This is a genomic window from Bacillus sp. mrc49 (assembly GCF_002803435.1).
The window spans coordinates 1-24,529 of sequence record NZ_PHNG01000673.1; the positions used below are offsets into that span (position 1 = coordinate 1).

General features: G+C 40.9%; 24 protein-coding genes and 2 pseudogenes. 6 read left to right on the top strand and 20 right to left on the bottom strand.

What is annotated here, in order from left to right; genetic code table 11:
* The 4 genes and pseudogenes from CVN76_RS32360 to lacG form a co-directional block, all read right to left on the bottom strand.
* A pseudogene (locus CVN76_RS32360) lies at positions 1 to 167 on the bottom strand (stage V sporulation protein B); the annotation flags it as partial.
* Positions 112 to 1,872 carry a PTS lactose transporter subunit IIBC gene (locus CVN76_RS10285; RefSeq protein WP_100531176.1) on the bottom strand — a complete coding sequence of 587 codons (1,761 nt, stop codon included), beginning with the start codon at positions 1,870 to 1,872 and terminating at the stop codon, positions 112 to 114. The gene CVN76_RS10285 and the pseudogene CVN76_RS32360, both read right to left, overlap by 56 nt.
* A gap of 15 nt (positions 1,873 to 1,887) precedes the next feature.
* Positions 1,888 to 2,202: a PTS lactose/cellobiose transporter subunit IIA gene (locus CVN76_RS10290; RefSeq protein ID WP_061140346.1), complete on the bottom strand. Its 315-nt coding sequence runs from the start codon at positions 2,200 to 2,202 to the stop codon at positions 1,888 to 1,890.
* A 78-nt stretch (positions 2,203 to 2,280) separates the two neighbouring features.
* Positions 2,281 to 3,681 (bottom strand): 6-phospho-beta-galactosidase, encoded by a 1,401-nt coding sequence (lacG, locus tag CVN76_RS10295; protein ID WP_100531177.1) that lies wholly within the window; start codon positions 3,679 to 3,681, stop codon positions 2,281 to 2,283.
* 263 nt (positions 3,682 to 3,944) lie between these two features.
* Here lacG and CVN76_RS10300 point away from each other — a divergent pair, with 263 nt between their 5' ends.
* Complete coding sequence (locus CVN76_RS10300) at positions 3,945 to 4,712, top strand: DeoR/GlpR family DNA-binding transcription regulator (protein ID WP_100531178.1); 768 nt, start codon at positions 3,945 to 3,947, stop codon at positions 4,710 to 4,712.
* 19 nt (positions 4,713 to 4,731) lie between these two features.
* Positions 4,732 to 5,406, top strand: coding sequence for an HAD family hydrolase (locus tag CVN76_RS10305; RefSeq protein WP_100531179.1), 675 nt, complete (start codon positions 4,732 to 4,734; stop codon positions 5,404 to 5,406).
* Between the two features lie 247 nt (positions 5,407 to 5,653).
* Here the strand turns inward: CVN76_RS10305 and CVN76_RS10310 are convergent, their stop codons facing one another.
* From CVN76_RS10310 to CVN76_RS10340, 7 genes and pseudogenes are all read right to left on the bottom strand, one after another.
* A complete protein-coding gene (locus CVN76_RS10310) occupies positions 5,654 to 7,105 on the bottom strand; it encodes a spore germination protein (RefSeq protein WP_100531180.1) in 1,452 nt (483 codons plus the stop codon).
* Between the two features lie 216 nt (positions 7,106 to 7,321).
* Positions 7,322 to 7,762 carry a cell wall hydrolase gene (locus CVN76_RS10315; RefSeq protein WP_061140499.1) on the bottom strand — a complete coding sequence of 147 codons (441 nt, stop codon included), beginning with the start codon at positions 7,760 to 7,762 and terminating at the stop codon, positions 7,322 to 7,324.
* Positions 7,763 to 8,112: 350 nt separating this feature from the next.
* Entirely contained in the window at positions 8,113 to 9,084 is a 972-nt protein-coding gene (locus CVN76_RS10320; RefSeq protein WP_100531181.1) for an aldo/keto reductase, read from the bottom strand.
* A gap of 155 nt (positions 9,085 to 9,239) precedes the next feature.
* Positions 9,240 to 9,629, bottom strand: a complete 390-nt coding sequence (locus tag CVN76_RS10325; protein WP_100531182.1) for a MerR family transcriptional regulator — start codon at positions 9,627 to 9,629, stop codon at positions 9,240 to 9,242.
* A 246-nt stretch (positions 9,630 to 9,875) separates the two neighbouring features.
* A pseudogene (locus tag CVN76_RS10330) lies at positions 9,876 to 10,100 on the bottom strand (hypothetical protein).
* A 672-nt stretch (positions 10,101 to 10,772) separates the two neighbouring features.
* Positions 10,773 to 12,305 (bottom strand): flotillin family protein, encoded by a 1,533-nt coding sequence (locus CVN76_RS10335; RefSeq protein WP_061140496.1) that lies wholly within the window; start codon positions 12,303 to 12,305, stop codon positions 10,773 to 10,775.
* Positions 12,306 to 12,322: 17 nt separating this feature from the next.
* Entirely contained in the window at positions 12,323 to 12,844 is a 522-nt protein-coding gene (locus CVN76_RS10340) for an NfeD family protein (RefSeq protein ID WP_100531183.1), read from the bottom strand.
* Between the two features lie 761 nt (positions 12,845 to 13,605).
* On the opposite strand from CVN76_RS10340, the gene CVN76_RS10345 reads away from it, so the two are divergent.
* On the top strand, positions 13,606 to 14,178 hold the full coding sequence (locus CVN76_RS10345; protein ID WP_100531184.1) for a biotin transporter BioY: 573 nt from the start codon (positions 13,606 to 13,608) through the stop codon (positions 14,176 to 14,178).
* Between the two features lie 255 nt (positions 14,179 to 14,433).
* Here the strand turns inward: CVN76_RS10345 and CVN76_RS10350 are convergent, their stop codons facing one another.
* Together CVN76_RS10350 and trhA are read right to left on the bottom strand one after the other, a co-directional pair.
* The gene (locus CVN76_RS10350) at positions 14,434 to 14,922 is read right to left on the bottom strand and encodes a YusW family protein (RefSeq protein WP_157805632.1); all 489 of its coding nucleotides are present in this window, start codon (positions 14,920 to 14,922) and stop codon (positions 14,434 to 14,436) included.
* A 117-nt stretch (positions 14,923 to 15,039) separates the two neighbouring features.
* Entirely contained in the window at positions 15,040 to 15,684 is a 645-nt protein-coding gene (trhA, locus tag CVN76_RS10355; protein ID WP_100531186.1) for a PAQR family membrane homeostasis protein TrhA, read from the bottom strand.
* 153 nt (positions 15,685 to 15,837) lie between these two features.
* On the opposite strand from trhA, the gene CVN76_RS10360 reads away from it, so the two are divergent.
* Positions 15,838 to 16,425: a DUF2087 domain-containing protein gene (locus CVN76_RS10360; protein ID WP_100531187.1), complete on the top strand. Its 588-nt coding sequence runs from the start codon at positions 15,838 to 15,840 to the stop codon at positions 16,423 to 16,425.
* A 67-nt stretch (positions 16,426 to 16,492) separates the two neighbouring features.
* On the opposite strand, the gene CVN76_RS10365 is transcribed toward CVN76_RS10360, so the two are convergent.
* The 3 genes from CVN76_RS10365 to CVN76_RS10375 all read right to left on the bottom strand — a co-directional run bounded on the left by CVN76_RS10365 (position 16,493) and on the right by CVN76_RS10375 (position 18,177).
* Positions 16,493 to 17,092: a cell wall hydrolase gene (locus CVN76_RS10365; RefSeq protein ID WP_061140490.1), complete on the bottom strand. Its 600-nt coding sequence runs from the start codon at positions 17,090 to 17,092 to the stop codon at positions 16,493 to 16,495.
* 92 nt (positions 17,093 to 17,184) lie between these two features.
* Positions 17,185 to 17,757, bottom strand: coding sequence for a GNAT family N-acetyltransferase (locus CVN76_RS10370; RefSeq protein ID WP_100531188.1), 573 nt, complete (start codon positions 17,755 to 17,757; stop codon positions 17,185 to 17,187).
* A 15-nt stretch (positions 17,758 to 17,772) separates the two neighbouring features.
* Positions 17,773 to 18,177, bottom strand: a complete 405-nt coding sequence (locus CVN76_RS10375; protein ID WP_100531189.1) for a secondary thiamine-phosphate synthase enzyme YjbQ — start codon at positions 18,175 to 18,177, stop codon at positions 17,773 to 17,775.
* A gap of 176 nt (positions 18,178 to 18,353) precedes the next feature.
* On the opposite strand from CVN76_RS10375, the gene CVN76_RS10380 reads away from it, so the two are divergent.
* Both CVN76_RS10380 and CVN76_RS10385 read left to right on the top strand, forming a co-directional pair.
* The gene (locus CVN76_RS10380) at positions 18,354 to 18,722 is read left to right on the top strand and encodes a glyoxalase (RefSeq protein WP_100531190.1); all 369 of its coding nucleotides are present in this window, start codon (positions 18,354 to 18,356) and stop codon (positions 18,720 to 18,722) included.
* Positions 18,723 to 18,832: 110 nt separating this feature from the next.
* Positions 18,833 to 19,246: a hypothetical protein gene (locus tag CVN76_RS10385; RefSeq protein WP_100531191.1), complete on the top strand. Its 414-nt coding sequence runs from the start codon at positions 18,833 to 18,835 to the stop codon at positions 19,244 to 19,246.
* A gap of 153 nt (positions 19,247 to 19,399) precedes the next feature.
* On the opposite strand, the gene CVN76_RS10390 is transcribed toward CVN76_RS10385, so the two are convergent.
* From CVN76_RS10390 to odhB, 4 genes are all read right to left on the bottom strand, one after another.
* A complete protein-coding gene (locus tag CVN76_RS10390; protein ID WP_100531192.1) occupies positions 19,400 to 21,292 on the bottom strand; it encodes a PTS fructose transporter subunit IIABC in 1,893 nt (630 codons plus the stop codon).
* Between the two features lie 4 nt (positions 21,293 to 21,296).
* The gene (gene pfkB / locus CVN76_RS10395) at positions 21,297 to 22,217 is read right to left on the bottom strand and encodes a 1-phosphofructokinase (RefSeq protein WP_100531193.1); all 921 of its coding nucleotides are present in this window, start codon (positions 22,215 to 22,217) and stop codon (positions 21,297 to 21,299) included.
* The gene (locus CVN76_RS10400) at positions 22,214 to 22,969 is read right to left on the bottom strand and encodes a DeoR/GlpR family DNA-binding transcription regulator (RefSeq protein WP_061140483.1); all 756 of its coding nucleotides are present in this window, start codon (positions 22,967 to 22,969) and stop codon (positions 22,214 to 22,216) included. The genes pfkB and CVN76_RS10400 overlap by 4 nt, the downstream gene beginning before the upstream one ends.
* Before the next feature lie 249 nt (positions 22,970 to 23,218).
* Positions 23,219 to 24,529: a 2-oxoglutarate dehydrogenase complex dihydrolipoyllysine-residue succinyltransferase gene (gene odhB, locus CVN76_RS10405; RefSeq protein ID WP_100531194.1), complete on the bottom strand. Its 1,311-nt coding sequence runs from the start codon at positions 24,527 to 24,529 to the stop codon at positions 23,219 to 23,221.

Consider the following 24,529-nt stretch of genomic DNA (forward strand, 5'->3'; position numbering starts at 1 on the left):
TCGGCAAAGATGAACAAAATGACGACGGCTAAGCAGCCTGTGATAAACGTGATTTTCAGTGCCTGCTGCAGCCTGTGTTCAACGAGCAGGAAGTTCCCGGTCGTCCGTGCCTCACTGACTGCCGGTACAAGGGCAGTCGCCAATGATGATGTAATGAACGAAGGCAGCCTGTTCCAGGACAAAATCAATGGCTTTTTGCGAATTTCTAGTGAGATTGATATATTCTGCCCCTTTTGTGGCAGCGAGCTTAATGTTTAATCGGTCTGTGTCTTCTTTAATGTCATCATAATATGAACCTACTTGCGGAGCTAAAATCACCATATCGAAGTCTTTCATGATCTCGTAATGAGAACCGTAAGCACCTGCTGATGCAGTGATCGGGACATTGTATTGTTTAGCGCCTTCCGTTAATGCATTAGCTAACATGGCACTTGTTCCCGCTCCGGCACACAGTACCAAGACGTTGATGCTTTTCTCCAGCGTTGGTGCTGATTCCTCCACTTGAGCATTGTTGTTCATGATAGCGAATGTATCAGTCCCTGTTGCACCGACCATTGCAGGTTGCCCTGCTTGGGAAACTCCAACAGCTGCTTCCAATTCAGCATTTTTCGCTTCTTTTGCCAGCAATTCGTTGTCATAAGCTTTACAGAACGGAAGGTAAATAAGGAAATCGACGACAATTAATAAGACAGCAAGAACCAAAGCCCAGAGTCCCATGCCTGTACCAAGTATTAAGCCAATTGGTGCTGGTGTTGCCCATGGCAGGACATAAATGAAGCTGTTCATCCCGATAACGTCAACGAAAAACTTGAACAAGCAAACATTAATCATTGGCGTTAGTAAAAAAGGAATGAAGAAATAAGGATTCAAGATCATTGGTGCAGCAAATAAAAGCGGTTCATTAACGGCAAAACACACTGGTACTACGGATGCTTTTCCGACTGCTTTCAGCTGTTTTGATCTAGCAAGAAGAAGGAAAATAAACGGAACGACAAGGGTAGCACCGGTCCCTCCCATAGTACCGACAAAGTTTCCAAGTCCGACCGTAAGCACGTTGGATGCTTGCTCACCGGCATTATGAAGCTGTAAGTTTGTGGCTACATTAGCGTAAATAATGGCGGCAATAGCTGGCTCTACTATAGAAGGTCCGTGTACCCCGGCAAACCAAAATAGTGCCATCATTCCCCAAATGATACAGATTCCTAGATACCCATCAGCAGCTGTGAATAACGGAGACAGCAGAGTAGCGAGTGCTTCTGCAAATGGGACCCCAAGTGTACTTCTAACGATTAAATCCATGATAACCATGGCTAGAACGGAAAAGGCGAATGGAAAGACATCCTTAAACGTTTGAGAAATCGTTCCTGGAACTTCTTTCGGCATTTTAATCGTTATATTTTTAAGTGCACAGAACTTATAGAGATTGACCGTAATGAAAGCAGATACAAAAGCGGCTAAAAGACCTTTTGTACCGAGATATTCCGATGAAAAACCGCCATCGATTTGAGTAACACTTAAAACTAAAAAACCAACGATGGAAGCGAGCATTGTGGAAGTAGAGTTAATATACTGATTTTTTGGCATTCTGCGATTTACCGATTCACTCAGAGATCTTGCCGTTGTGGCAGAAACAAGCAGTCCCACGATTCCCATTGAATAGTTGTACACTTTCCAAAGCCAGGTGGATACCTTTTCAGGCCAAATATAACCGAATACTTCCGGTACAGCCGCAACAAGAATAAAAATACTCGCAAACAATATGACCGGCATGGCGGCTAGAAAACCGTCACGAATTGCCCCTAAATAAATGTTTCTTGAAATTTTTTCAAAAAAAGGTTTCCCTTTTTCGATTTGCTTGATTACACCGTTCATTACTTCCCCTCCAAATTAACGGTTTTTACGATAGAGTTCAATAAAATCTTGGATGAGTTCACGAAGAAGCAAAGTTGTCATTAAGTGGTCTTGGCCGTGTATGAAAATAAATCCTATATCCATATCTTTTCCTGCGGCTTCTTCCGATAGAATCTTCGTCTGTGCATTGTGGGCGAGATGTAAGTTTTCATCGGCACTTTTTAGGCCTGCCTCCACATTATCAAAGTTTCCGGCACGCACTTCTTTTAGTAATGTTAATAATGAACTTCTAGCATCCCCAGCATAAGCAACAATTTCAAAACCGAGCATTTGTATTTCTTCTTTATTCATATAAGTGACCTCCAATAGCGATTTCATAGTTTTTGGCAACGCATGATGAAAAGAGACTCTTTGCATCATGCGTGAAAATTAAACGATCGTTTTCGTTTCACTTACAAGCTTGTACCAGTAGGCGGATTCTTTCGGATATCGTTTTTGGGTTTCAAAATCGACGTAGAAAAGACCATAACGTTTGTTATAACCGTTTGTCCAAGAAAATAAATCCATTAAGGACCATAAAAAATACCCTTTTACTTTGACACCATCAGTGATAGCTTTACTAATGGCTTCCAAATAAACTTTTAAATATTCAATTCTTGGTTTGTCCATGATGATTCCGTCTTCGAATTCATCTTTATAGCCCATGCCATTTTCAGTAATGTATATTTTGTTATAATCTGGATAATCTTGTTTAATACGCAGAAGAATGTCATACATCCCTTCAGGATAGATGAGCCAGTCCCAATCCGTTCTTTTCAATCCTTCTTTGTAAATCCTTTCACCAATCCCTCTTACTTTATAAACCGAGGTTCCTTTGTCGCCGGTGCCATTATGATGAATCATGGTCTCTCCGTCGTATGCTTTAACGAAATGGCATTGATAATGATTGATGCCGAGATAATCATTTCGTGTTGAAGCTTTTTTCATGATTTCAAAATCACTGTCCAAAAACTCGTATTTCGCACCATTTGCCTGACAGATTTCATCCAGTGCAAGCATGGTTTTCTCAGAATAATAACCGAGGTAAGTAGCATCAAGGAGAAACCTGACTGATAACGCGTCATCCAGGAAACAGGCATGACGGTCTTCTTCTGAGTCACTGGCAGGGTATTTTGTTTCCAACGAGTGGACGACGCCAATTTCACCAGGATAGTTATTTTCCTTGAATAGGTTAACCGTCATTGCATGCGCCACCATCATATTATGTAAGCATTGAATGATCTTTGTGAAGTCGCTTTTGATAGATGGAGGAAACACACCGAGTAAATACTGGTTTGTCGCAACAGGATAGATTTCATTAAACGTACTCCAGTTTCTAACTTCGGTAAATTCATTAAAACAAAACTCTGCATAGTCAACAAAAGCTTCTAGTGTTTCTCGATTTAAAAAATCACCTTTATCGAATAATTCTTTTGGTGTATCGAAATGATGGAGCGTAACAAAAGGAACGATGTTATGTTTTTGGCATTCTGCGAAAACATCATGATAGAAATCGACGCCTTGCTGATTGACTTCTCCTGAGCCATTTGGAAAAATTCTTGTCCAAGCAATGGAAAGGCGAATGCCATTTATGCCAAATTTTTTACATAGCTTTATATCTTCCGGGTATTGATGATAAAAATCACTTGCAGGATCAGGACTGAATCTTCCTTGCTTTTCTAAAAATTCATCCCAAGCAACAGGTCCTTTTCCGCCTTCTTTTGTTGCACCTTCTGCTTGATACGCTGCTGTGGCACCGCCTAAAATAAAATCACTTGGTAATTTCAGCATTACTTGAATCCTCCTAATGAAAGTTTATACAAGCTAGTTAAAAAATGTTTGTTTTTGTTAACTTTTGTTTATCGTAAGCGTATACAAAATGATTGTCAATAGATTTTTCAAAAAATGTAAGCGATTAATTATTAAGTTAATCACTGTTTATCACGATAAGAACAGGATCGTTTAGCGCTCTTTATAAATGTTTGTTTTTGTTTTTTTATTGACCTATGTTTCTCTTCTATGATAAATTGTGTTTAAAGTTGAGGTGATTAGATGTGTTAAAAAAAGAACGGTTATTAAAGATCATCGATATCGTTAACTCCAAAGGAATCATTACGGTGAATGACATCATGGATGAACTGGATGTTTCCGATATGACAGTTAGAAGAGATCTAGAGGAACTTGACAAAGCCGGGAAAATCGTTCGCATCCATGGCGGTGCGCAGAGTATTTCCCACTCAATAGATCGAGAGTTATCACATCATGAAAAACTTGGTGTTCAAGTAGAAGCAAAAGGTAAAATTGCAGAGCTGGCTGCATCGTATGTAGAAGACGGCGATACGGTTTTTCTCGGACCAGGCACTACAATTGAACTTTTAGCCAAATATCTATTGAACAAACGAATCAGGATTATTACGAATAACTATCCTGTATTCAATATTTTAACGCATTGCGAAGCGGCAGATATTATCCTGATTGGCGGCGACTATAGAAAAAACACTGGTGCTTTCGTTGGGCCTATTGCCAATAATACTTTGCAAAAATTCAATTTCACGAAGGCATTCATTAGTGCAAATGGCATTCATAATGATGAAATCTCTACTTATAGTGTCGAAGAAGGAGAAGCACATCAAATTGCGCTGAATAATTCTCGAACCAAATTTTTGTTAGTAGACAATAAAAAATTCAATCGAGAAGATTTTTACGTTTTCTATGATTTACATGATATGGATTATCTGATTACTGATGATAACGTTGTGAAGGATGTCCTAGCCCATTACGAGCAATATGTAGATATCAAAATCGCAGAAAAAAATGAATAGAAAAGGGAGGGGTAGTTCATTGAAAGGAATTATTTTTGATTTTAATGGCACCATGTTTCTAGATTCGCATATTCACGAAGAAGCATGGTTTTACATGGTAAAGAAATATTCCCCAAAGGCAATATCGGATACAGAAATTTTGCTTAACATTCATGGAAGAACGAATAAGGAAATCCTTACCCATTTTATCTCAAAAGAGTTGACAAATGCGCAAATCGAAAAGATGTCTTTTGAAAAAGAAGCGTACTACAGGGAATTATGCCTGAAGAACAAGGATGAACTAAAGCTGACCAATGGCCTCGTGGACATGTTAAATCAGCTGAAAGCTTCAGGAATGCCCATTACCATTGCGACCGCTACGGTAAAGGAAAATGTTCAATTTTACTTTGATATTTTTCAATTGGACCAGTGGTTCGATTTTGACAAAGTGACCTTTGATGACGGGAGCTTCCCTGGCAAGCCGGAACCGGATATATTCATTATAGCGGCGAAGAAATTAGGGCTTTTACCAATTGAATGCTTAGTAATTGAAGATGCTTTTTCGGGACTTACAGCAGCGAAGAAAGCAGGAATCGGCAAGATCATCGCCATCGATCCATTCGGTAAAAATCGCTCGTTATTCGAAGAAAAACACCTGGGAAGCGATGGAATCATAACCGATTTCACTAAATTTTTTGAAGTGACTGCAAGTTAATCCCTTTGAGAAGAGTGATCCTAGGGCTCTTTTTATGGGGAGGGACTTGGGAGATTTCTTGTCATAACAATGAACTGTCACGATTCAATAGTGGGAGTAAACAAATCAGAACATATGGATAAGCCTAAACCTCGCTGAATTTCAACGAGGTTTTTCGTAGAATGGAGAATAGCTGACATTGTCTTGTATTCTTTCTCACCACAGCCATAGGTTTGCAAGATGAAACCAAAACAACAAAAAAAATGAATCAATCATTCTCCTCAGGATAAGTGTGTTTACTATTAATTAGTGTCTGTAAATCTCCCCTATATATTGTATCTTTCCATTCCTGTATCCTGAACGGAAGCAAAGGAGAAAGATAGGGAACACCTAAAGATTTAAGTCTTGCCATATAAATTATTTTTATTGTTGCAGCGATGATTAAACCATTAAATCCATAAAAATAAGCAATAATCAAAAAAAGCGATCTTAAAGTACTTTCAGCAGCTAGCATTCCTCTATTGGCGAGTAGAAAACTAGAAATAGTCGTTATACCTACGATTATGAGACTAAGTGGATGAATTAGTTTTGCCGTAACAGCTGTTTCCCCTATTACGATGGTTCCGATCAAGGAAAGCAAAATCACTGAAGCCTTCGGAATACGATAAGATGCATCCAATAAGATTTTTATGATAAATAAGAGAAGCGCTATTTCCCAAAAGGTTGGTAATAACTCATTTTTAGTTATGAGTGCCTTCGATATTTTATTAGTTAAATCTCCTTTATGAAAATTTGCTATCGCGATATAAACACCAGGTAGGTATACAGCTAAGAAAAAGCAAATCATTCTTATTATTCGATTTGAAAAGCGACCCGCTTTTACGTGATACTCATCTGGCGCCTGTAATAAATCGATAAAAAGTGTAGGTGCAATAATTGCACTAGGGAAACCATCCACTATAATTGCTACTTTTCCTTCATATAATGAGGATACAACTCCATCAATTCGTCCTGAAGTTCTTGCTAAATTGAAAATGGTTCTTGGTTTTCCTTCCAATACATCTTCCACAACTTTTGAATTTAGCAAATATTTTATTTTTAGGCTTCTTAGCCTCTTTCGTACTTCTTTTAAAATTCCTTTATCCACAATCCCTTCTATAAATAATATTGAAACGTCTGTTTTCGAGAATGTTCCAAATTCCATTGTTTCTACACAGAAATCGGGAGTTTTAATGGTACTTCTTAACATATTAATATTTGTTTTCATTTGTTCTGTCAGTCCAACAATGGGACCCATTTGAGAACGTTCCCCTAGTGATTCTTCAAGACTTCTTTCCTTCCAATTGGCTGATGGTACGATAATTCCTTTTCGATGGCCATTAATCAATATAATGGTATTTCCTTTTACGATAGCTTCTATTACGTCAATGTACTGAGTCGTGGTTTTCACATCAGCAGCTTCAATCAATCTTTCGTTAATTTGATCAGTAAGTGATTCATTACACTTTACAGTCTTGAAAGGCTCCAATAATGGTTTGACAACATAGTCCTGTATGAGGTCTTTATCAATAATTCCATCCAAATAGACAATGTTGATTTCGACAGAACTCTTGAAGCCCGTTTTTATCTTTCTAACGATAAGATCAGATGTATGATGAAATGTTTTCTTTATATCGCTAATATTTTCTTGAATGGTTTCCTGCAAATCTTTTTTACTCATTCAATTTCACCCTTAAAGTTTTTTCACTTTAGTTTGAGGAAATATCTTGAATTTTATTCTTATTCAATGCAGTGCGAGTTCAATCCATAAAGAATTGAAACGTCTGTCTCCTTTAGCATTTTATCGTGGTAAACATTTGTTTGGATTGATCATTTCGCGGACCAATTATTATGCTTAACTAATAAAAAAGGACCATTATTAATGGTCCTACTTTCACTAGCCGATATAAACACTCGCACATGTTCCAGGTGCTGGTTCATAAAAACAATGTTGTTTAAATTGACCAGTAAAGGGTTGGTTGTACCAGGTTGAAGGGCATGGACCGTATGGATTAAAGTACCAAAGAGCAAATTTTGCTGGGTGCTCTCTCCAAGAATCCAAATTTCTCCTTGCTAACCTTCTTTCAGATTCTCTCGGTCTTTGATAAAATACATTACCTTTTTGGACAGCTTCAAATGAGTAATTGCCTCCCTGTACGTGAAAAATGACATCACGAACTGTTTTCAATTCATTAAAGTCCGTACAGTCCGCAACAACACGGTTAACAATCACATTTCCAACATATAGCATCCCTTGGTTTCCTTCGCCTTCAGCTTCCGCCCTCATCATTCTTGCCATTAAATCAACGTCTGCACTTCGGTAAGCTACTCTTGCCATTTTCTCACCTCTAAAATAGAGTATGAAAAAAAGCATGCATTCATGTCCTTGAATATACAAAAGAATCCTTAGTTTAAGTAAAGTGGGAAATACGGCATTCTTTTTACCCTTTATTCCACTAAACCTTTTACAGTGGAGCATTAAATTAACCTGCCTGCCTGTCTGACCATTCCTTTCCTTTACCATATAAAGAAAAAGAGCTGATCTATCCAGCCTCGATGGTTCATAAGAAAAGCTGCCTTAAGGCCGCTCCGATCTACAGCTAACGCACCCGTTAGTTTAAGTAACTTACTTCACAAACTCTTTGTTTATTACTAAAAAATAAAGGAAGACCTGTATAAAAATGTTTATTAATGAACCACCATTCCATTTTTAAATTGCATCTGAGGAAAACTACCACCGGCAATCTCAGTTACTGGAATAGCTCCTTCAATTCTTTTTACATCACTTTCATTTAGATGTACATTAAGAGATTTTATTGATTCCTTAAGCTGATCTACTTTTCTGGCACCAATTAACGGTATTATATCTTTGCCTTTGACTAACACCCACGCTACCGCAAGCTGCGCTACCGTCATTTGTTTTTCTACAGCTATTTGACGTAATACTTCAACAAGAGAAAGATTTTTGTCTATATTTCCTTTATGAAACAATGGGATGTAGGCATTGCTTTGATCGACCTTGTCTTTTGACATAGTACCGCCAAGAAGCCCATGAGCCAGTGTCCCAAATGCCACAACATCGATTCCTAATTCCCTTGCAGTCGGCAAAATATCCTTCTCAATGCTGCGATTGAAAAGAGAATATTGGTATTCGACCAAACTGATTGGATGAACGGAATGCGCCTTTCTAAGAGTCTCAGCATCCAATTGAGTCATTCCGATATGTTTGACGTATCCAGCCTTAACCATGTCGGAAATGACACCTATCGTTTCTTCAACAGGGATAGCTAGGTCAATTCTTGCCGGTTGATATAGGTCGATATAGTCCACGCCTAATCGTTTAAGTGAATACGTTAAATAGTTTTTAATATGTTGAGGTCTAACATCCAGACCATACATCTTGCCATCAGGAGCCACTAATGCTCCAAATTTCACAGATAAAAAAGCCTTTTCCCTATGGTAACCCTTGAGTGCTTCACCAATCAGCATTTCGTTATGACCACTGGTATAGAAATCCGCCGTGTTAATATGAGAGATTCCAGCATCTAGGGCAGCATGAATGGTGGCTATGCTTTCAACTCTGTCAGAATTGGCATTGGACATACGACCGCAGCCAAGTCCTAGCCTGGATATATCTCTTTCGTTTGTTTGATCTTTCATATTAATACCTCCTGAATTTATCATACTTATTTTTATCTACACCAGACTCTTTTCCTTAATATGGATAAATTCTTTTATCTTTGCCTCCAAATATAAGTTGCAACCCAAAAATACATTACGAGTTACGTAAACGTCATGTTTAGGTTAAGAAAAGGTTATTCACCTTCTCTTTTTTCGAACCAGCGCTCAAAGTGGCCAATTAGAGACTGAATTTCCCCACGAAATTGCTCTAATTCACTGAGTCTCTGATCCGTTTCAGTTAGATGCTGACGAAGGATGGAAAGAGCTTTCCGTTTTGATTGTACTCCACTAGGATCGATAAAATATAGCTGAACGACTTCACGCATTTCATCCAGGCTCAGACCCAATTTCTTTAATTGATCAATTTTCCGGAGACGTTCAAGAGATTCCTCCGTATAATAATACTGTCCATTTCCTTCACGCTCACCCGAAGGCATGAGTTTTATGCTCTCATAGTGTCGAACAGTACGTTGAGTTACTCCAGCTCGCCTTGCCAGCTCCCCAATACGCATGCGTTTTTCCATAACATATCACTCCTATTAACATGACGTTAACGTCATGTTTACGAATATACCTTCCAATGATAATATTGTCAACTTGTTCTTTTACCTATCCACCGTTCTTGGACTAACCTGCCCCTATAATTGCATAAAAAAAGCCGCCATAAAGACAGCTCCGATCTTCAGCTAACGCACCCGTTAGTTCATTAGGACTTATTTTAGAATTGACACATATTAAAACGTAAAAAAACTCTATGGTGGGACGTTTCATTAATATAAAGGCTGCGGGTTCTGACAAGCTGGAAATCCATTTATATCCTGAATCAGTTGAAAATCATATTGCTTTAAGGCAAATTGAGCTTGTTACCGATATTCAATGACAAGAAGCTTATTGTCAGATGTACCGCACAATACATCTGAAGTCCCTTGTCCGTTTGCTAATGAAATTCCTACAGGCTGACCAACAAAAAACCTGGTTTTTTGTTGCCATGGCATGATCATCACTCCTTAAAACACATCATATTGCATTTTAAGAAATGGGAACTGTATATCTTAGCCTTTCTGAACATCTATGAGCTTATTTATTACTTAGGAGATAATTTCTTCTTACATTAAGTGCTATTGTGCACACTTGTACAAAAGATTTAAAACAATTATAACAAGCTTAAATTCAAGCTAAAATTGAAGTAATAGCATGAGATCACATTATACAACGATACGGTGATGAATGTGGGTTTGGCTGAAATTTTAACACTAGTACCAGTTAAAATTTTTAATTTTCTTTTGAGCACCATTACCCTCTTCCTTTTCCCAAATAAAAATCCACCAAATTTGTGATGTCATAGCTGTATGTCGTTTTACTTGATTCAGCAGCTTCGTTAATCGTTATGGAACGGCCAAAGCTGGAGATAAGGTCTTACGTATCATAACCGAGAGTTTCGCTTTAGTGCTTCGAGATCAGTAACTCCAGTGAGCTTAAGTTCAGCACACACGAAAATTCACCTTCTGGTTCTCTCACTTTTGTCATGTTTTTGAAAGCCTTGTAACGGATTTAGTTAAAACGATTGATTTCATAAACATCTTGTATAACCTCAGCGTCTCTTTGCCAAAACAATATAAAAAGGTATCGGAATGATCCTCACTCCGATACCTTTTTATTTCCTCCGGTTATTCTTCCTTGCCTGCTACCATATCCATGTTCACTTCAGGATTTTCTTGTTTGATGGCCGCTACTGATATATTGCGCTTCCCCGAGAAATTCTCAAGCAAGTCTTTGACATCAATGCCTGAAGATGCCTTTAGTGACTCCTGCAATGTGGCCATTAAATTCGTGGCATAGCCCGTCACTTTATTGGCCCCGCCGCTTGCACCGCTTCCGCCTGTATCCACGACAGTAATTTTGTCGATATTGCTAAGCGGGCTTGCCACTTGTTTGGCGTACTCCGGCAGCATTTTCAGGATCATGTCCATGACGGCAGCCTGACCGAACTGTTCGAAGGCTTCGGCGATCTTCTGCTTGGCCTCGGCCTCTGCCACCCCTTTCAAGCGGATGATTTCCGCTTCGGACGTACCCTGTGCCCTTTGGGCGTCCGCTTTTGCAAGGCCGTCCATACGAACGCGTTCCGCTTCCGCTTGTGCCATGGCTTCGATTTTATATTTATCCGCATCCGCTTCCGTTATCTGCTTCATTTTATTTGCGGAAGCAGCCTGCTCGACTGCATAACGGTCGGCATCCGCCTTCTTCTTCACTTCGGAATCATATTGCTTTTCACGGCGAAGGATCTCTTTTTCTTCCAGCTCGATTTGCTTTTGCCGTTCGATGATCCTGATTTGCATTTCCTGCTCGGTTACATCCTGTTTGGAACGGGCGGTTTCAAGATCGTAAGCTTGGTCAGCCCGGGCTTTGGCGATATCCTGCTCACGCCTGAATTCCGCAACCTTCAGTTTGTTGATTTTTTCGGCTTCAGCTATTTCAGTCGCCCTTTCAAGCTCGGCGCGCTGGGCTTCCTTCGATGCTTCGGCCCGCTTGATTCGCGTTTCCTTCTCTGCTTCAGCTGTAGCGATATCGGCATCCCGCTTCACTTGGGCGATCCTTGGCTTACCAAGGGATTCCAGGTATCCGTTTTTATCCCGGACATCTTTAATCGTGAACGATACGATAATGAGCCCCATTTTGGCTAAATCCTGCGAGGCCACCCTTTGCACTTCCTGGGAAAACTTTTCACGGTTTTTATAAATTTCCTCGACAGTCATCGAACCAAGGATGGAACGAAGATGACCTTCCAACACCTCGCGTGCCTCTTGTTCACGGTCATCTTTCGATTTACCGAGAAACTGTTCAGCCGCTGTGGCAATGTCCGTGATCGAACCGCCAATCTTGATAATAGAGACACCATCCGCCATGACAGGAACGCCCTGTTCCGTATATACCTCTGGTGTCGAGACCTCAAGTTTGCTAGATAGCAAGCTTAATGGTTCAGCTTGCTGGAACACAGGCAGCACGAAAGCACCCCCGCCGCGGACAATCTTTATTTTATTTCCCGATTCGTCAACATGAACATTTTTGCTTCCCAAATAGCTTCCGGTTACGATCAATGCCTCATCAGGGCCGGCAGTACGGTATTTCGTCACAAAAACAGCAATAAGTGCGATCAATAAAAATGCCACAATGGCCACAACAATCCAAATTAAACTAAACATAAAAGACCTCCTACCCGTTATTCATTCTCGTGGGGCATAACATAGATTACCCCGTTTTTCACTTCGATGATCAAGACTTTTGTATCCGAAACAATTTCTTCATTCTTATAACTGGCCGCAGTCTTCGCAATGCTTCCACTGATGCTTTCGATCAAGACCTCCCCAAATCCATTAACGGGTACTGATGTCAGGACCCTGCCGACCCTGCCTCTCAAATCATTGTCATGAAAGGTTAAGCTCTCCTCCGCTGATGAAATGGGAATCAACACAAATACGTTCAACAGGGTGACGATCGAAACTGAAATTAGCAGGGAAATCACGGCAATCCCCGCACTATTCAGTCCTGTAACCGATTCAAGCAAAAAACCACTTGCAAAAAAGACCGTTAAAAAACTGAAAATGAGTGTCGGATTAAATATATCGGGCAATTCAAGGCCAGAGAATATATCATTAAACAAAATAAATAAGAATGTTAGCCCCCCGAAAATAATTAACCCATATAAATAGATTGTCTCTAATGGAACTCCAAATAACTCCATCTTTTTCATCCTTTAAATTTAATTTTTCCAGGCCGCTTTTCCGTTCCTGAATGACCGTTTACAACCTATTCATGAATATGTTTTTTTCTATAATCCCCTCCAATTATTTTGCATACCTTTAATACGGACAACAGCTCAAAAAGTTTCATTTTTCTCCCACCTTTAGAAGCTTTCATCCATTTTTCGTTACTCCAGGTTTCATAAAAGATTCAACGAGCCGATACTCGCATGCATTTGGTGTATTTATTTCAGGGGAAATAATGGAAAACTCATTTAATCCGATGACTGTCATTTCTTTTGAAGACAAACTATTGCATTGATGAAGATTACCTCCCTCAACAGCTTGTTGTTTCCTTTTTTGAAAATGAAGTTCAAAACATGAATAGATTACATCTAATGGTGGAGCATGAACCAGTTGAAAACACGGATTCATGGGGTTGGAGAAAAGAAGGGTCGTTCTACTAAACTAGAAAATACCTTACATTTACTTAGTATTTTACATCTATCATACTGCCTTGTTGAACGGTATTACCGAAGTTTGTGCACCTCCACCGCTGCGATTTTGTTGGCCAAATTAAGAATATCAATCACAAAAGGAGCTTGGAGATATTTTTCCAAGCTTTTTTTCCGGACTAGTGGAGCATTTTCTGCTTGCCTGAGGTTCCACGATGCATATTGTTATTGACACTGCTTGCGGAACATATTAAAATTCTATATATGTTAACTATAAAATCAATAGGTTTACAATAGGAGGAAGCACGATGAAGGAAAGTCATGAGAAGTTAAGAATGATGATGGTTACGGCTTTGTTTGCAGCACTTATCGGGATCCTCGCACAAATTACGATCCCACTTCCATTGGTACCAATTACAGGCCAGACACTGGCTGTCGGACTCGCAGCGACCATTCTTGGGTCGCGTTACGGAACTTCTTCCGTATTGCTATATTTATTCATTGGAGCGGCAGGAGTGCCGGTCTTCGCCGAAATGTCCGGCGGTCTAGCCAAAATCTTCGGTCCAACTGGCGGTTATTTATTATCCTATATTCCTACAGTCTATATAACTGGCCTAATATTGGAAAAAACTCGCTTCACTGTACCAATGGCCTTCCTTGCAAATATAATCGGAATGATCCTTACTTTGATAATCGGAACGATTTGGTTGAAGTATATGAGTTCGCTATCTTGGACAGTGGCATTTGCCAGTGGTTTTGCTCCATTCATCATTGTCGGGGTCCTGAAGGCTTTCCTTGCATCTTGGCTTGGAATTACGATTCGTTCCAGGTTAGCGTCGGCCAACATGCTTCCCAAAAATAATGCGACACTTTCCCGTTGATATCAAATCGGGGCAAAGCAAGAAGGAAGGGGCCGTTTATCGGTACCCTTCCTTCTTTTTTACGGTAACCTCAAAAAAAAAAGACTCTTAGATAAGAATCTTTTTTAAAATTGCGGCCCTATCCCCATAAGTCCGAATATGCAAATATATATGATCCCCTTTGCTAACGTACCCATTCTACTATACGATAGGCATTTTGACAACCATTGAGGAAATACAAGCAAGCTTTCCAATTTAGGATAGGTTTTCTTTCTGTTATTTATTATTCGCTTTATACTCTTTTTTCGTGCCATCATCAAAAACGACCTCTAAGTCCAACTCTTCATAGCCATCCTTCAAATTAAACACTTTAGTCACTTCTTGAATGACTTCTTCATCTGTGGAATCTTTCGTGAAGGTCAATTTTTCTAACATAGGAGTCAGTTCTTTCATGGCTTCATCACCAAGAACTTTGTGTTTGTTCGCTTCGTCTTCAATTGAAGCTTCCGTTTGGGCCCCTGTAGTATCATATTCCGCTTCATAGTCGTTATCATTGCCTGGATAGTCGACTTCCAATTGGAAATCCTTGAATGTGAATGGTAGCTTTTCATTATTTTTATCCGTTCCCGTTTCAGTATTCGTGTCTGCTTGATTTTCATTTTCCTGCGCCGGTGGATTTTTCACTTCGTCCTTGTCTTCCCCACACCCAGCCAAAACTAGCATGGCCGCAAACGGTACTGATAATACTTTCCATGTTTTTTTCATTGTCATTTCCTCCTTAGAAGTTTGTATACCTTATCTATTTCCTAAAAGAAGTCTTTTAAAACAAAAAAACCTTTTAGATTTCCGAAGGTATGCCAAATTAAAGGAAGCTGGAATGACTCATAGTGGAATGATATAAAACAGTACAGCAAAAAAGTGCGTGACCGAGCCACCCAGAACGAATACATGCCATACGGCGTGGTGGAAAGGAAAACCGCGCCATACATAGAATATCGCGCCAAACGTATAAAGCAGCCCCCCAGCAATCAGCAACTGGATGCCAGCAGAAGGCATCGTTGCAGTAAGAGGTCCCCATACAATAACGATCATCCATCCCATGGCGATATAAAGGATCGTTGAAAGGAATAAGAACTTTTTCACATAGAACGCCTTGAAGACGACGCCAATGATTGCCACTCCCCAAATGATTCCCAGCAACGTCCAACCTAGGGATCCTTGAACCACAATCAGCATGATGGGTGTGTATGTTCCTGCAATGAATAGGTAAATCGCTGAATGATCGAAGATTTCAAAGATATCTTTTGTTTTCCCCTCCGGAAAGCTATGAACCAAAGTAGATGAAATATATAAAATAAGCATGGAGACGCCATAGATGACTGAAACGACGACATGCCAAGCCGGTCCTTCCTGGGCAGAGAAAATGATTAAGAACACTAGGGCGGCAATGCTTAATAACGCACCGATTCCATGAGTTATCGCATTGACCACTTCTTCTTTTCTTGTATACACATGTGTATTGGCCATGTTACAGCTCCTAACTCTTCCATTAACATTTTGGATATCTTTATTATACATCAGTTAAGTCAAAGCCATGTAGAAAAGTGAATATTAACTTGAAATCGGAAACTGATTAGATTAGTATCTAATTAGATAGCAATCTAATCAGGAGGAATCCATGTGCAAATTGAAAAATTGGTCGCATTCCATAAAACGATGGGTGATGTGACGAGGATACGGATTATATCCATTCTTGCAAATGGTCCAAAACGGGGCCAGGCACTTGCAGGCATATTGAAACTGACAGCCCCTACCATTTCACACCATTTGACGAAATTGAAAGAGGTCAATTTAGTGAGAGATCGGCGGGAAAAAAATTCGGTATATTATTATTTGAAAGATGATGTGCTTCAGCATTATTCACGAGCATTACCTGAAATGATTTCTTATGAGGGGGAATCCAATAATATGGACAATAAAAAACTGTCAGGAGATCATAAAAAGATCCTTGAAAATTTCCTAACGGCAGATAGCCGATTAAAAACCATCCCAGCCCAGAGGAAAAAGAAATTGATCGTTCTTTATCATATGGCAAGCCTCTTGGAAAGCGGCCGTAAATATGAGGAAAAAGAACTGAATGCGTTCATTCACTCCTTTCACGATGATCACGCAACGATAAGACGTGAGTTCATCATCGGCAGCATCATGTATAGGGAAAACGGCATTTATGAACTGAACCCACGCGAGATGTGGGCTACTATCGAGTAACATGCTTCATGGCAATAAAAAACCGGCCTCCCATGATGGGTGAGCCGGTTTACTCAAAGTCAATTCTTTATATGGCAAAATGATGGCCGCCGATGACTTTGATGACCTCCAATTTTTTCATCCATTTGCTGTCCGAGATGCTTGGATTCCAAAAATACAAGGCGTCATTTGTATAGCCATGAATGGCCAACGCTTCATTAACGGCCTTCTTGGCGTCTTTTCCGGCAGGTCGGTTGATACTGCCATCACCGACAGGAGAGAACTGATTTTTTTGGTAAATCACTTCCCTTACAGTATCGGGAAATTCATCACTGTCCAAACGATTCAATACTACACCTGCGACTTCCACCTTACCTCTGTACGGTTCCCCTTTGGCTTCTGCATGCACAAGCCTTGCTAATAATTCTTTATCTTTTTCACTCATTACATGTGGAATGATCAATTTTTTACCAGGTTCGGCAACATTGTTGACATTATGATTGGCTTCTTTCAACTTCGCGATCGGTACACCATACTGCTTGGCAATGTCCCATATCGATTCGCCTTGTTTGATGACATGCTTGGTTGCTCCATCAGAAGCTTTACTGGTCGTTCCTTTAGGAAAAACGATTCCTATAGCGATGACGCTTAGAGTCATTATCACGGCTATTATTGCTGATAATTTCATCTTGTAACCTCCTTGTTAAGCATCTACCAAGGATAACAGACCATATAAGAGAAAACAGCGCTAAATTTTTTCCAAGGAAATCAAGGAAAAAATTACACGGACTTATTTGATTCCCATTCTTCACGTAATAGTCCCATTCTTATTGAATCATAGTAAACGCCATCATGATAACGGCATTTTCTCATCCTGCCTTCTATTTGCATACCTGCCTTTTCCCCAACAGCCATCATTCGCGGATTGCCTGACCAGGTCGTCAGCCCAATCCTTTCGATCTCGATATTTTCAAACAAGTAGCTTATGTACAGAATCAACGCTTCCGTTCCATAGCCTCCATTCCAATACGTTGGATCGAAAATCGTAATTCCGATTTCAAGCCAACGTGAAGGTTGGTGTTCCCAGTAATAAACAATGGAACCTATTATTTGATCGTCGATTTCAAGCAAAAGCTCTGAATAAGCCCCTATTTTTTCATCGAACGCTTTCATCTTCGTTTCTTTGTCGATAAACGTAGCGAAATCAACGAGCTCCAAAGGAAAATACGGTGCATCCCACTTCTTCCATTCCGGATTGGCTTCCCCATATTTCAAGCTCCATAAGCATTTGAAATCGGCTTCCTTCACATTTCGTAAACTAACTCTTTTACCCACGATTCGAACATCTTCCATTTTTTATCCTCCATTTCACCCGTCAACATCCAATTTAATGAAATATTGTCTATCTCTCGGTCCGTCGAATTCACAAAAAAACACACCCTGCCATGTACCAAGAATCAAATTCCCTCCATGAATGATCACCTGCTGTGAAGAACCGACCGTACTTGATTTCAAATGTGCCGCCGTATTTCCTTCCATATGTAAGTCCAGGGTATGATCCCAAGGATATTGCTCGTCCAACCTTCTAAGCATATCCTTCTTGACATCCGGATCGGCATTCTCGTTGATCGTGATTCCAGCCGTCGTATGCGGGCAATAAATGAGCGCTATGCCCTCTTGAATTCCGCATTCAGAAATGAAAGCCTGCACATCTTTTGAAACATCGATCATATCATCCCTTTTTGTCGTTTTTAACGTATATTTCTTCAGCATTCACATTCACTCCTTTTTTTCTTTTTATTTCTATACCCAGTAGTGTAAAACTTATGCCTTTGTCTTCGATTGGGCGATAAAGCCTGCTTATCAATTCCGATAGATTAATTAAGCTTTCCTTATTGTAGTTTTCGTTTTAAAATTGGAAATATAATGAATAAGGAGAGTGTAGAATAATGGATTTCCAATTTAAATCGATCGATCATTTCCAATTAGCATCCCCCAAGGGTAGCGAGGACATATCAAGGAAGTTTTATCATGGCATTCTAAAGCTGAGGGAAGTCGAAAAGCCCGCGAGCCTTAAAGTGAACGGGGGAGTATGGTTCGAAGCGGGTTCGGTCAACATACATATCGGGATAGAGGAACCATTCATTCCTGCCCGAAAGGCCCATCCAGCACTTGAAATTGAACATCTATCAGGACTGAAACAGCATTTAACCCAAAACGATATATCGTTTATTGAAGATGAGAGGCTACCTGGAGCAGACCGCATTTATGTAGCAGATCCCTTCGGAAACCGGATCGAAATTTTGGAATGGAAATAATGCTGTTGCTTCCAATCCGGACCCAATAAAAATCAATAATGGTGTGAGGGTTTTCATAAGACAAACCGCTTCCATGGAATCCTTCGAACAAATATAAAGCAGGTGAATACATGAAAAGACCTTTAGGCGTAACGTTGATTAGCTATTTTTATTTGTTTGGCGCGGTTGTATTGATTGCCACGGCAATACTTTTCGATGCAAATGCTAATGATGTTAGTGTGGCGGAGCGATTCGGTTTACCTCTCTTCCCGGAACGATTATTCAGGATCACATGGGCGATATTTTCACTGATCGTCATATGTGGTTATATGAGCTTAAGAAAATGGGGATTTTGGTTAATGATTTTATACTCTTTTGGATTCGGAATGATAAGTTGTGTTCTTTCATTCTACAATAATTCCCCCCCTTTCACAGGGAATTTCATTTGGTCAGTAATCGTATTGATATATACGATTTGTGTTAGCAAGTCTTTTTTCATTAAAGAAAATGGTGTGAAGCAAGCACTGAATGCAAAACTTTCTTGAATGGCTGGCAGGAAGACATGAAAGAAGTTTCCTCGGTATGCCCATGTAAGAAAAAGCAAGGACTTTATAAATATGCCTCTAGCGCGATGAAATAACATAAGCTTTTTAACATCCAAAAGACGGGTCCAATTAAATTGGACCCGCCCTTTTTATTCATAGCTGTTTCTTTTTCCATACACCCAATAGTAAAGCAGTGATGAGAGAGCCTATTAAGATGGCCAGCAAATAGAGAAATGGATGATTAACAAGCGGAACGACGAATATTCCTCCATGGGGTGCAGGCAGTGTTACATGAAAAGCCATTGACAGTGCCCCCGCAGTCGCTGAACCGATTACACTGCTGACGATGACGCGCAGTGGATCCGCTGCCGCAAAAGGGATCGCTCCTTCTGTAATGAATGAAGCGCCCATAAAGTAGTTGGTAAAGCCTGATTTCCGTTCCATTTCACTGAATTTGCTTTTGAAGAACGTTGTCGCCAAAGCAATTCCGAGTGGGGGGACCATTCCGCCGGCCATTACGGCGGCATGCGGTCCAAAGCTTGAAGCTTCGATAGCCGCAATGCCAAAAGTGAAAGCCGCTTTATTAAGGGGCCCGCCCATATCCACTGCCATCATGCCCCCAAGGATCAACCCAAGGAATATTGCATTCGTGCCAGACAATCCTTGGAGCCAATTGGTCAAGCCTTGATTAATGGCCGTCACTGGTTCATTGATGAGAAATATCATGATCAATCCGGTAATTAACATCCCAAAAACAGGATAAAGCAGTACAGGCTTTATTCCCTCAAGGGTATGCGGTAACTTTGAAAACAATTTCTTCAATAGCAAGACGACATAACCAGCAAGGAAACCGGCAATCAGTCCGCCAAGAAAACCGGCATGGGCCTGTGCAGCCAATAGCCCCCCAACCATACCAGGGGCAAAGCCTGGTCGATCGGCAATACTGGAAGCGATGAAGCCGGCAAGTACAGGAACAAGCAGGAAGAAGGCGCCGCTCGTTCCCCCTCCGATATCGCTCAATGCTTTGGCAATCGGATTATACTCCGGATTTGCCGGATCTGCGGCCTCGATTCCAAAAAAGAAAGAAAGCGCAACCAAGATACCGCCACCTACTACAAATGGGAGCATATTACTTACCCCATTCATTAAGTGTTTGTAAATGTTCAGACCGCTTTTAGTTGAGTCCGCTTCATCTCTTTTATCATGGCCAGTTCCTTTGTAAACAGGCGCATCCTGTTTCACGGCTCTAGTCAACAATTCTTCGGTCTTCCGGATTCCTTGGGCAACCGGAACGATTATCACATGCTTCCCATTAAAACGATCCATCTCCACCTGTTTATCAGCGGCTACGATGATGGCATCCGCCTCTGCAATTTCTGCAGCGGTCAAAGCATTCTTGATTCCTGTTGAGCCATTTGTTTCCACTTTGAAGTCGATACCCATTTCCTTCGCTTTCGCCTTGAGCGCATCGGCTGCCATATAGGTATGGGCAATCCCTGTAGGGCACGCTGTAACGGCGAGGACCTTGCCGTTTTTTTGACCTCTTTCACTATTGCTCGAATGCAGCTCTTTCTCTTCTTCTGCATCGGCTTCCATTTCTTTATGGTTGATGATCTCAATGATCTCCTCACCGGAGGATGCGGAGATCAAGCGTGCCCTGAATTGTTCATCCATCAATAATGAAGAAAGGCGTGATAAGGTTTCCAAGTGATCGGCATTCGCTCCGTCGCTTGCTGCTATCATAAAGAACAAATGTGCAGGCATGCCATCAAGCGATTCGTAATCGACACCGTTCACAGATCTACCGAAACAGATGGCAGGTATCTTCACAGCGCTCGTTTTAGCGTGAGGGATCGCAATTCCTTCTCCAATTCCTGTCGTGCTTTGTTCTTCACGTTTTAAGATGGCGGCTTTGAATGCCTCCACATCATTCAATCGGTCAGCCTCGGCTAGCTTCCCTGACAATTCATCAATGACAGCTTGCTTTGTAGCACTTTGAAGATCGATGATGATTGTATCCAATTTTAACAAGTCCGTGATTTTCATAGAGTCAGCCTCCTGTTAGTTGTTTGATATCGATTTGCGGCAATAATTCCTCAATTTTATCCAATGTACCAAGATCGGATGAAAAGGCAGTAGCGCTTCCTGCCGCAAGACTGAAGCAAAAGGCAGCTAATAGATCACCCGTCTTTTCATAGGTTCCAATGAACCCTGCCACCATGGAGTCACCGGCACCTACCGAGTTGATGACTTTTCCCTTTGGCACATTTGCCGAGTAGCACTGTCCGTCCGAGCAAAGCACGGCACCCGCTCCCGCCATGGAAACGATCACGTTCTGTGCCCCTTCTTTCACCAATCTATTCCCATACTCAACGGCATCGTCCACTGTTATTATTTCTGTACCATATAGCTCGCCCAATTCATGATGATTGGGTTTTATTAAAAAGGGCCGATGGGGAAGGACATTCAGTAATTCCTTGCCGCTTGTATCCACCACCACTTTAATGGCGTTAGCAGAACAAGTCTCTGCCATTGCTTCATATACCTCGGCAGGGACGCTTGAAGGGATGCTGCCAGACAAAATGAGGATATCATCATTTTTCAACTGCTCGATCTGGCTGAATAATTGCTGGTAATTCCCTTTCGAAATGATGGGCCCCTGACTATTTATTTCAGTCTCGATTCCCGTTTTCAATTTAATGTTAATTCTCGTATCTCCCGCAATCTCCGTAAAGTCCGTGTAGATCTCTTCTTGCTTTAAAAATCGTTTGACGAATTCACCCGTTTGCCCGCCGATGAAGCCTAAGGCCGTCGTAACATTTCCAAGCCTTTTAAGAACACGCGAAACATTGATCCCCTTCCCTCCGGGGAATTTCGCATCGTAAGAAGTCCGATTCACATTCCCTATTTGAAAGTCTTCCACCTCTACCAAATAATCGATGGATGGATTGAGCGTTACTGTATAAATCATTTTATGGTCACAACCTTTACCTTTGGATTTTTTTGCAGTTGAGCAACAGCCTCTTCATCATTTCCATCCGTTATGATGATGGCATCGCTTACATCAGCAACCTTTGCAAACGTCGCCTCATTCAGCTTAGAGCTGTCACAAAGCACATACGTTTCATTAGAGAGACTGATTGCCAGCTTCTTCAATTGGGCTTCTTCCGGATCCGGGGTTGTGAAACCCATCTCTTGATGGATGCCGTTCATTCCCAAGAAACATTTATCAAATCTGTATTCATTCAAAAATTGTCCAGCATTGCTTCCGATAACTGCATTTGTCGAAAATTTTATTGTGCCGCCGACTAGGACGGTTTTGATTTGCAGCTCGATCAGTTTTGGAATATGCATGAGGCCATTTGTCATGACCGTAACATTCTTCTCTTTTAAAAAGGGAATCATTTCTGCCGTTGTCGTACCTGCATCAAGATAAATGCAATCATTTTTTTCGATGAAAGAGGACGCCCGATTTGCAATTAGCCGCTTTTCAGCCGTTGCTTTATTTTGCTTTTCCACCGTTGTCGGTTCAAGGCCCTTTCTTTGAAGCAAGGAGGCCCCGCCATGCACACGTTTCAACAACTTCATTTCTTCTAGCTGCACTAGATCCCTTCGAATCGTCGACTCTGATGCGTGCAACTGATCTACAAGCTCCTGAAGCTTTACCGTTCCTTGGTTTTTTAGAATTGATATGATGAATTCATGTCTTTCAGTCGTTAACAATCCATCCACCTCGCTTTAATACCATCATCATATATGAAAACGTTTAAAGAATCAATCAAAAACGTTTAAAATTATTCAATTCCATTCAATTATAAATAAAAATCATCCATAAACCTTCAAACTTTTGAAAATTAAAACAATTTCATAAACCACGCATGCCTATTTTCTCCCTATGAAAATAGGTAATTAATTTTTTTCGCAAAAAAACCTCTGTCAAATTGACAGAGGTTTTTTACATAATTTCATTTATTATCCTTGAAGTAAAAGTTGCTCAGGATCTTCAAGCATGTCTTTGATGGCCACTAAGAAGCCAACTGCTTCTTTACCGTCAACGATACGGTGATCGTAAGATAATGCTAGGTACATCATCGGTCTGTTTTCAATTTGGTCTCCAACAGCGATAGGACGCGTTTTAATTGTATGCATTCCCAAAATCCCGACTTGAGGGGCATTCAAGATCGGTGTTGATAATAGGGAACCGAAAGTCCCGCCATTTGTGATGGTAAAAGTACCACCTGATAAATCAGAAAGACCCAGTTTATTGCTACGCGCTTTAACAGCCAAATCCGAAATGTTCTTTTCGATTTCAGCAAAGCTTTTGCGGTCTGCATCCCTAACAACAGGAACGACTAAACCTTCATCAGTCGATACAGCTACACCGATATCGTAAAAGTTCTTTTTCAGGATATGGTCGCCTTTGATTTCAGCGTTCAATAGCGGATATTTTTTCAAGGCGCCAATGACTGCTTTAGTGAAGAATGACATGAAGCCAAGTTTAACATCATTCGCTTTCACGAAAGAATCCTTATGGCGGCTGCGCAATTCCATTACTGCAGAAAGGTCGACTTCGTTAAAAGTTGTAAGCATGGCTGCTTCGGATTGTACTTGAACTAGACGCTTGGCAATGGTTTGACGACGGCGAGTCATCTTAACCACTTCTATACGGTCATCATTCACTTCAACAGGTGCTGCTGGTTGTTTAGCTGCTGGCGCTGTATTTGTTGCCGCTGCTGGCGCTGTATTTGTTGCCGCTGCTGGTGCTGTAGGTGCTGCTGGTGCATTGCTTGCAGCTTCTACATCTTGTACACGTACACGGCCTAGCGGGTCGGCTACAGGCACTTGAGTCAAGTCAATCCCTTTTTCACGAGCCAATTTCCTTGCAGCTGGTGACGCAATAACTTGTTGAGTGGATGTTGCTTCCTTCGTTTCTGCTTTCGGAGCCTCTTGAGCAGGAGCGGCTTGTTCCTTTTTGGCTGGTTCGGTTTTAGCTTCCTTAGCTTCTTCTGCTTTTGGAGCTTCCGCCTTCGGAGCTGCTGCAGCTGATCCATTCTCATCGACGATGGCGATCGCTTGTCCAACTTGGACAGTGTCGCCTTCTTCTGCTAAATGTTCAGAAAGTGTACCCGTATAATCTGAAATGATTTCTACGTTTACTTTATCCGTTTCCAATTCAAGGACATATTCTCCTTTTTCAACGTGGTCACCGGGTTGTTTTAACCATTGCGCAATAGATCCTTCAGAAATTGATTCTGCTAATTCAGGTACTTTTACTTCAGCCAT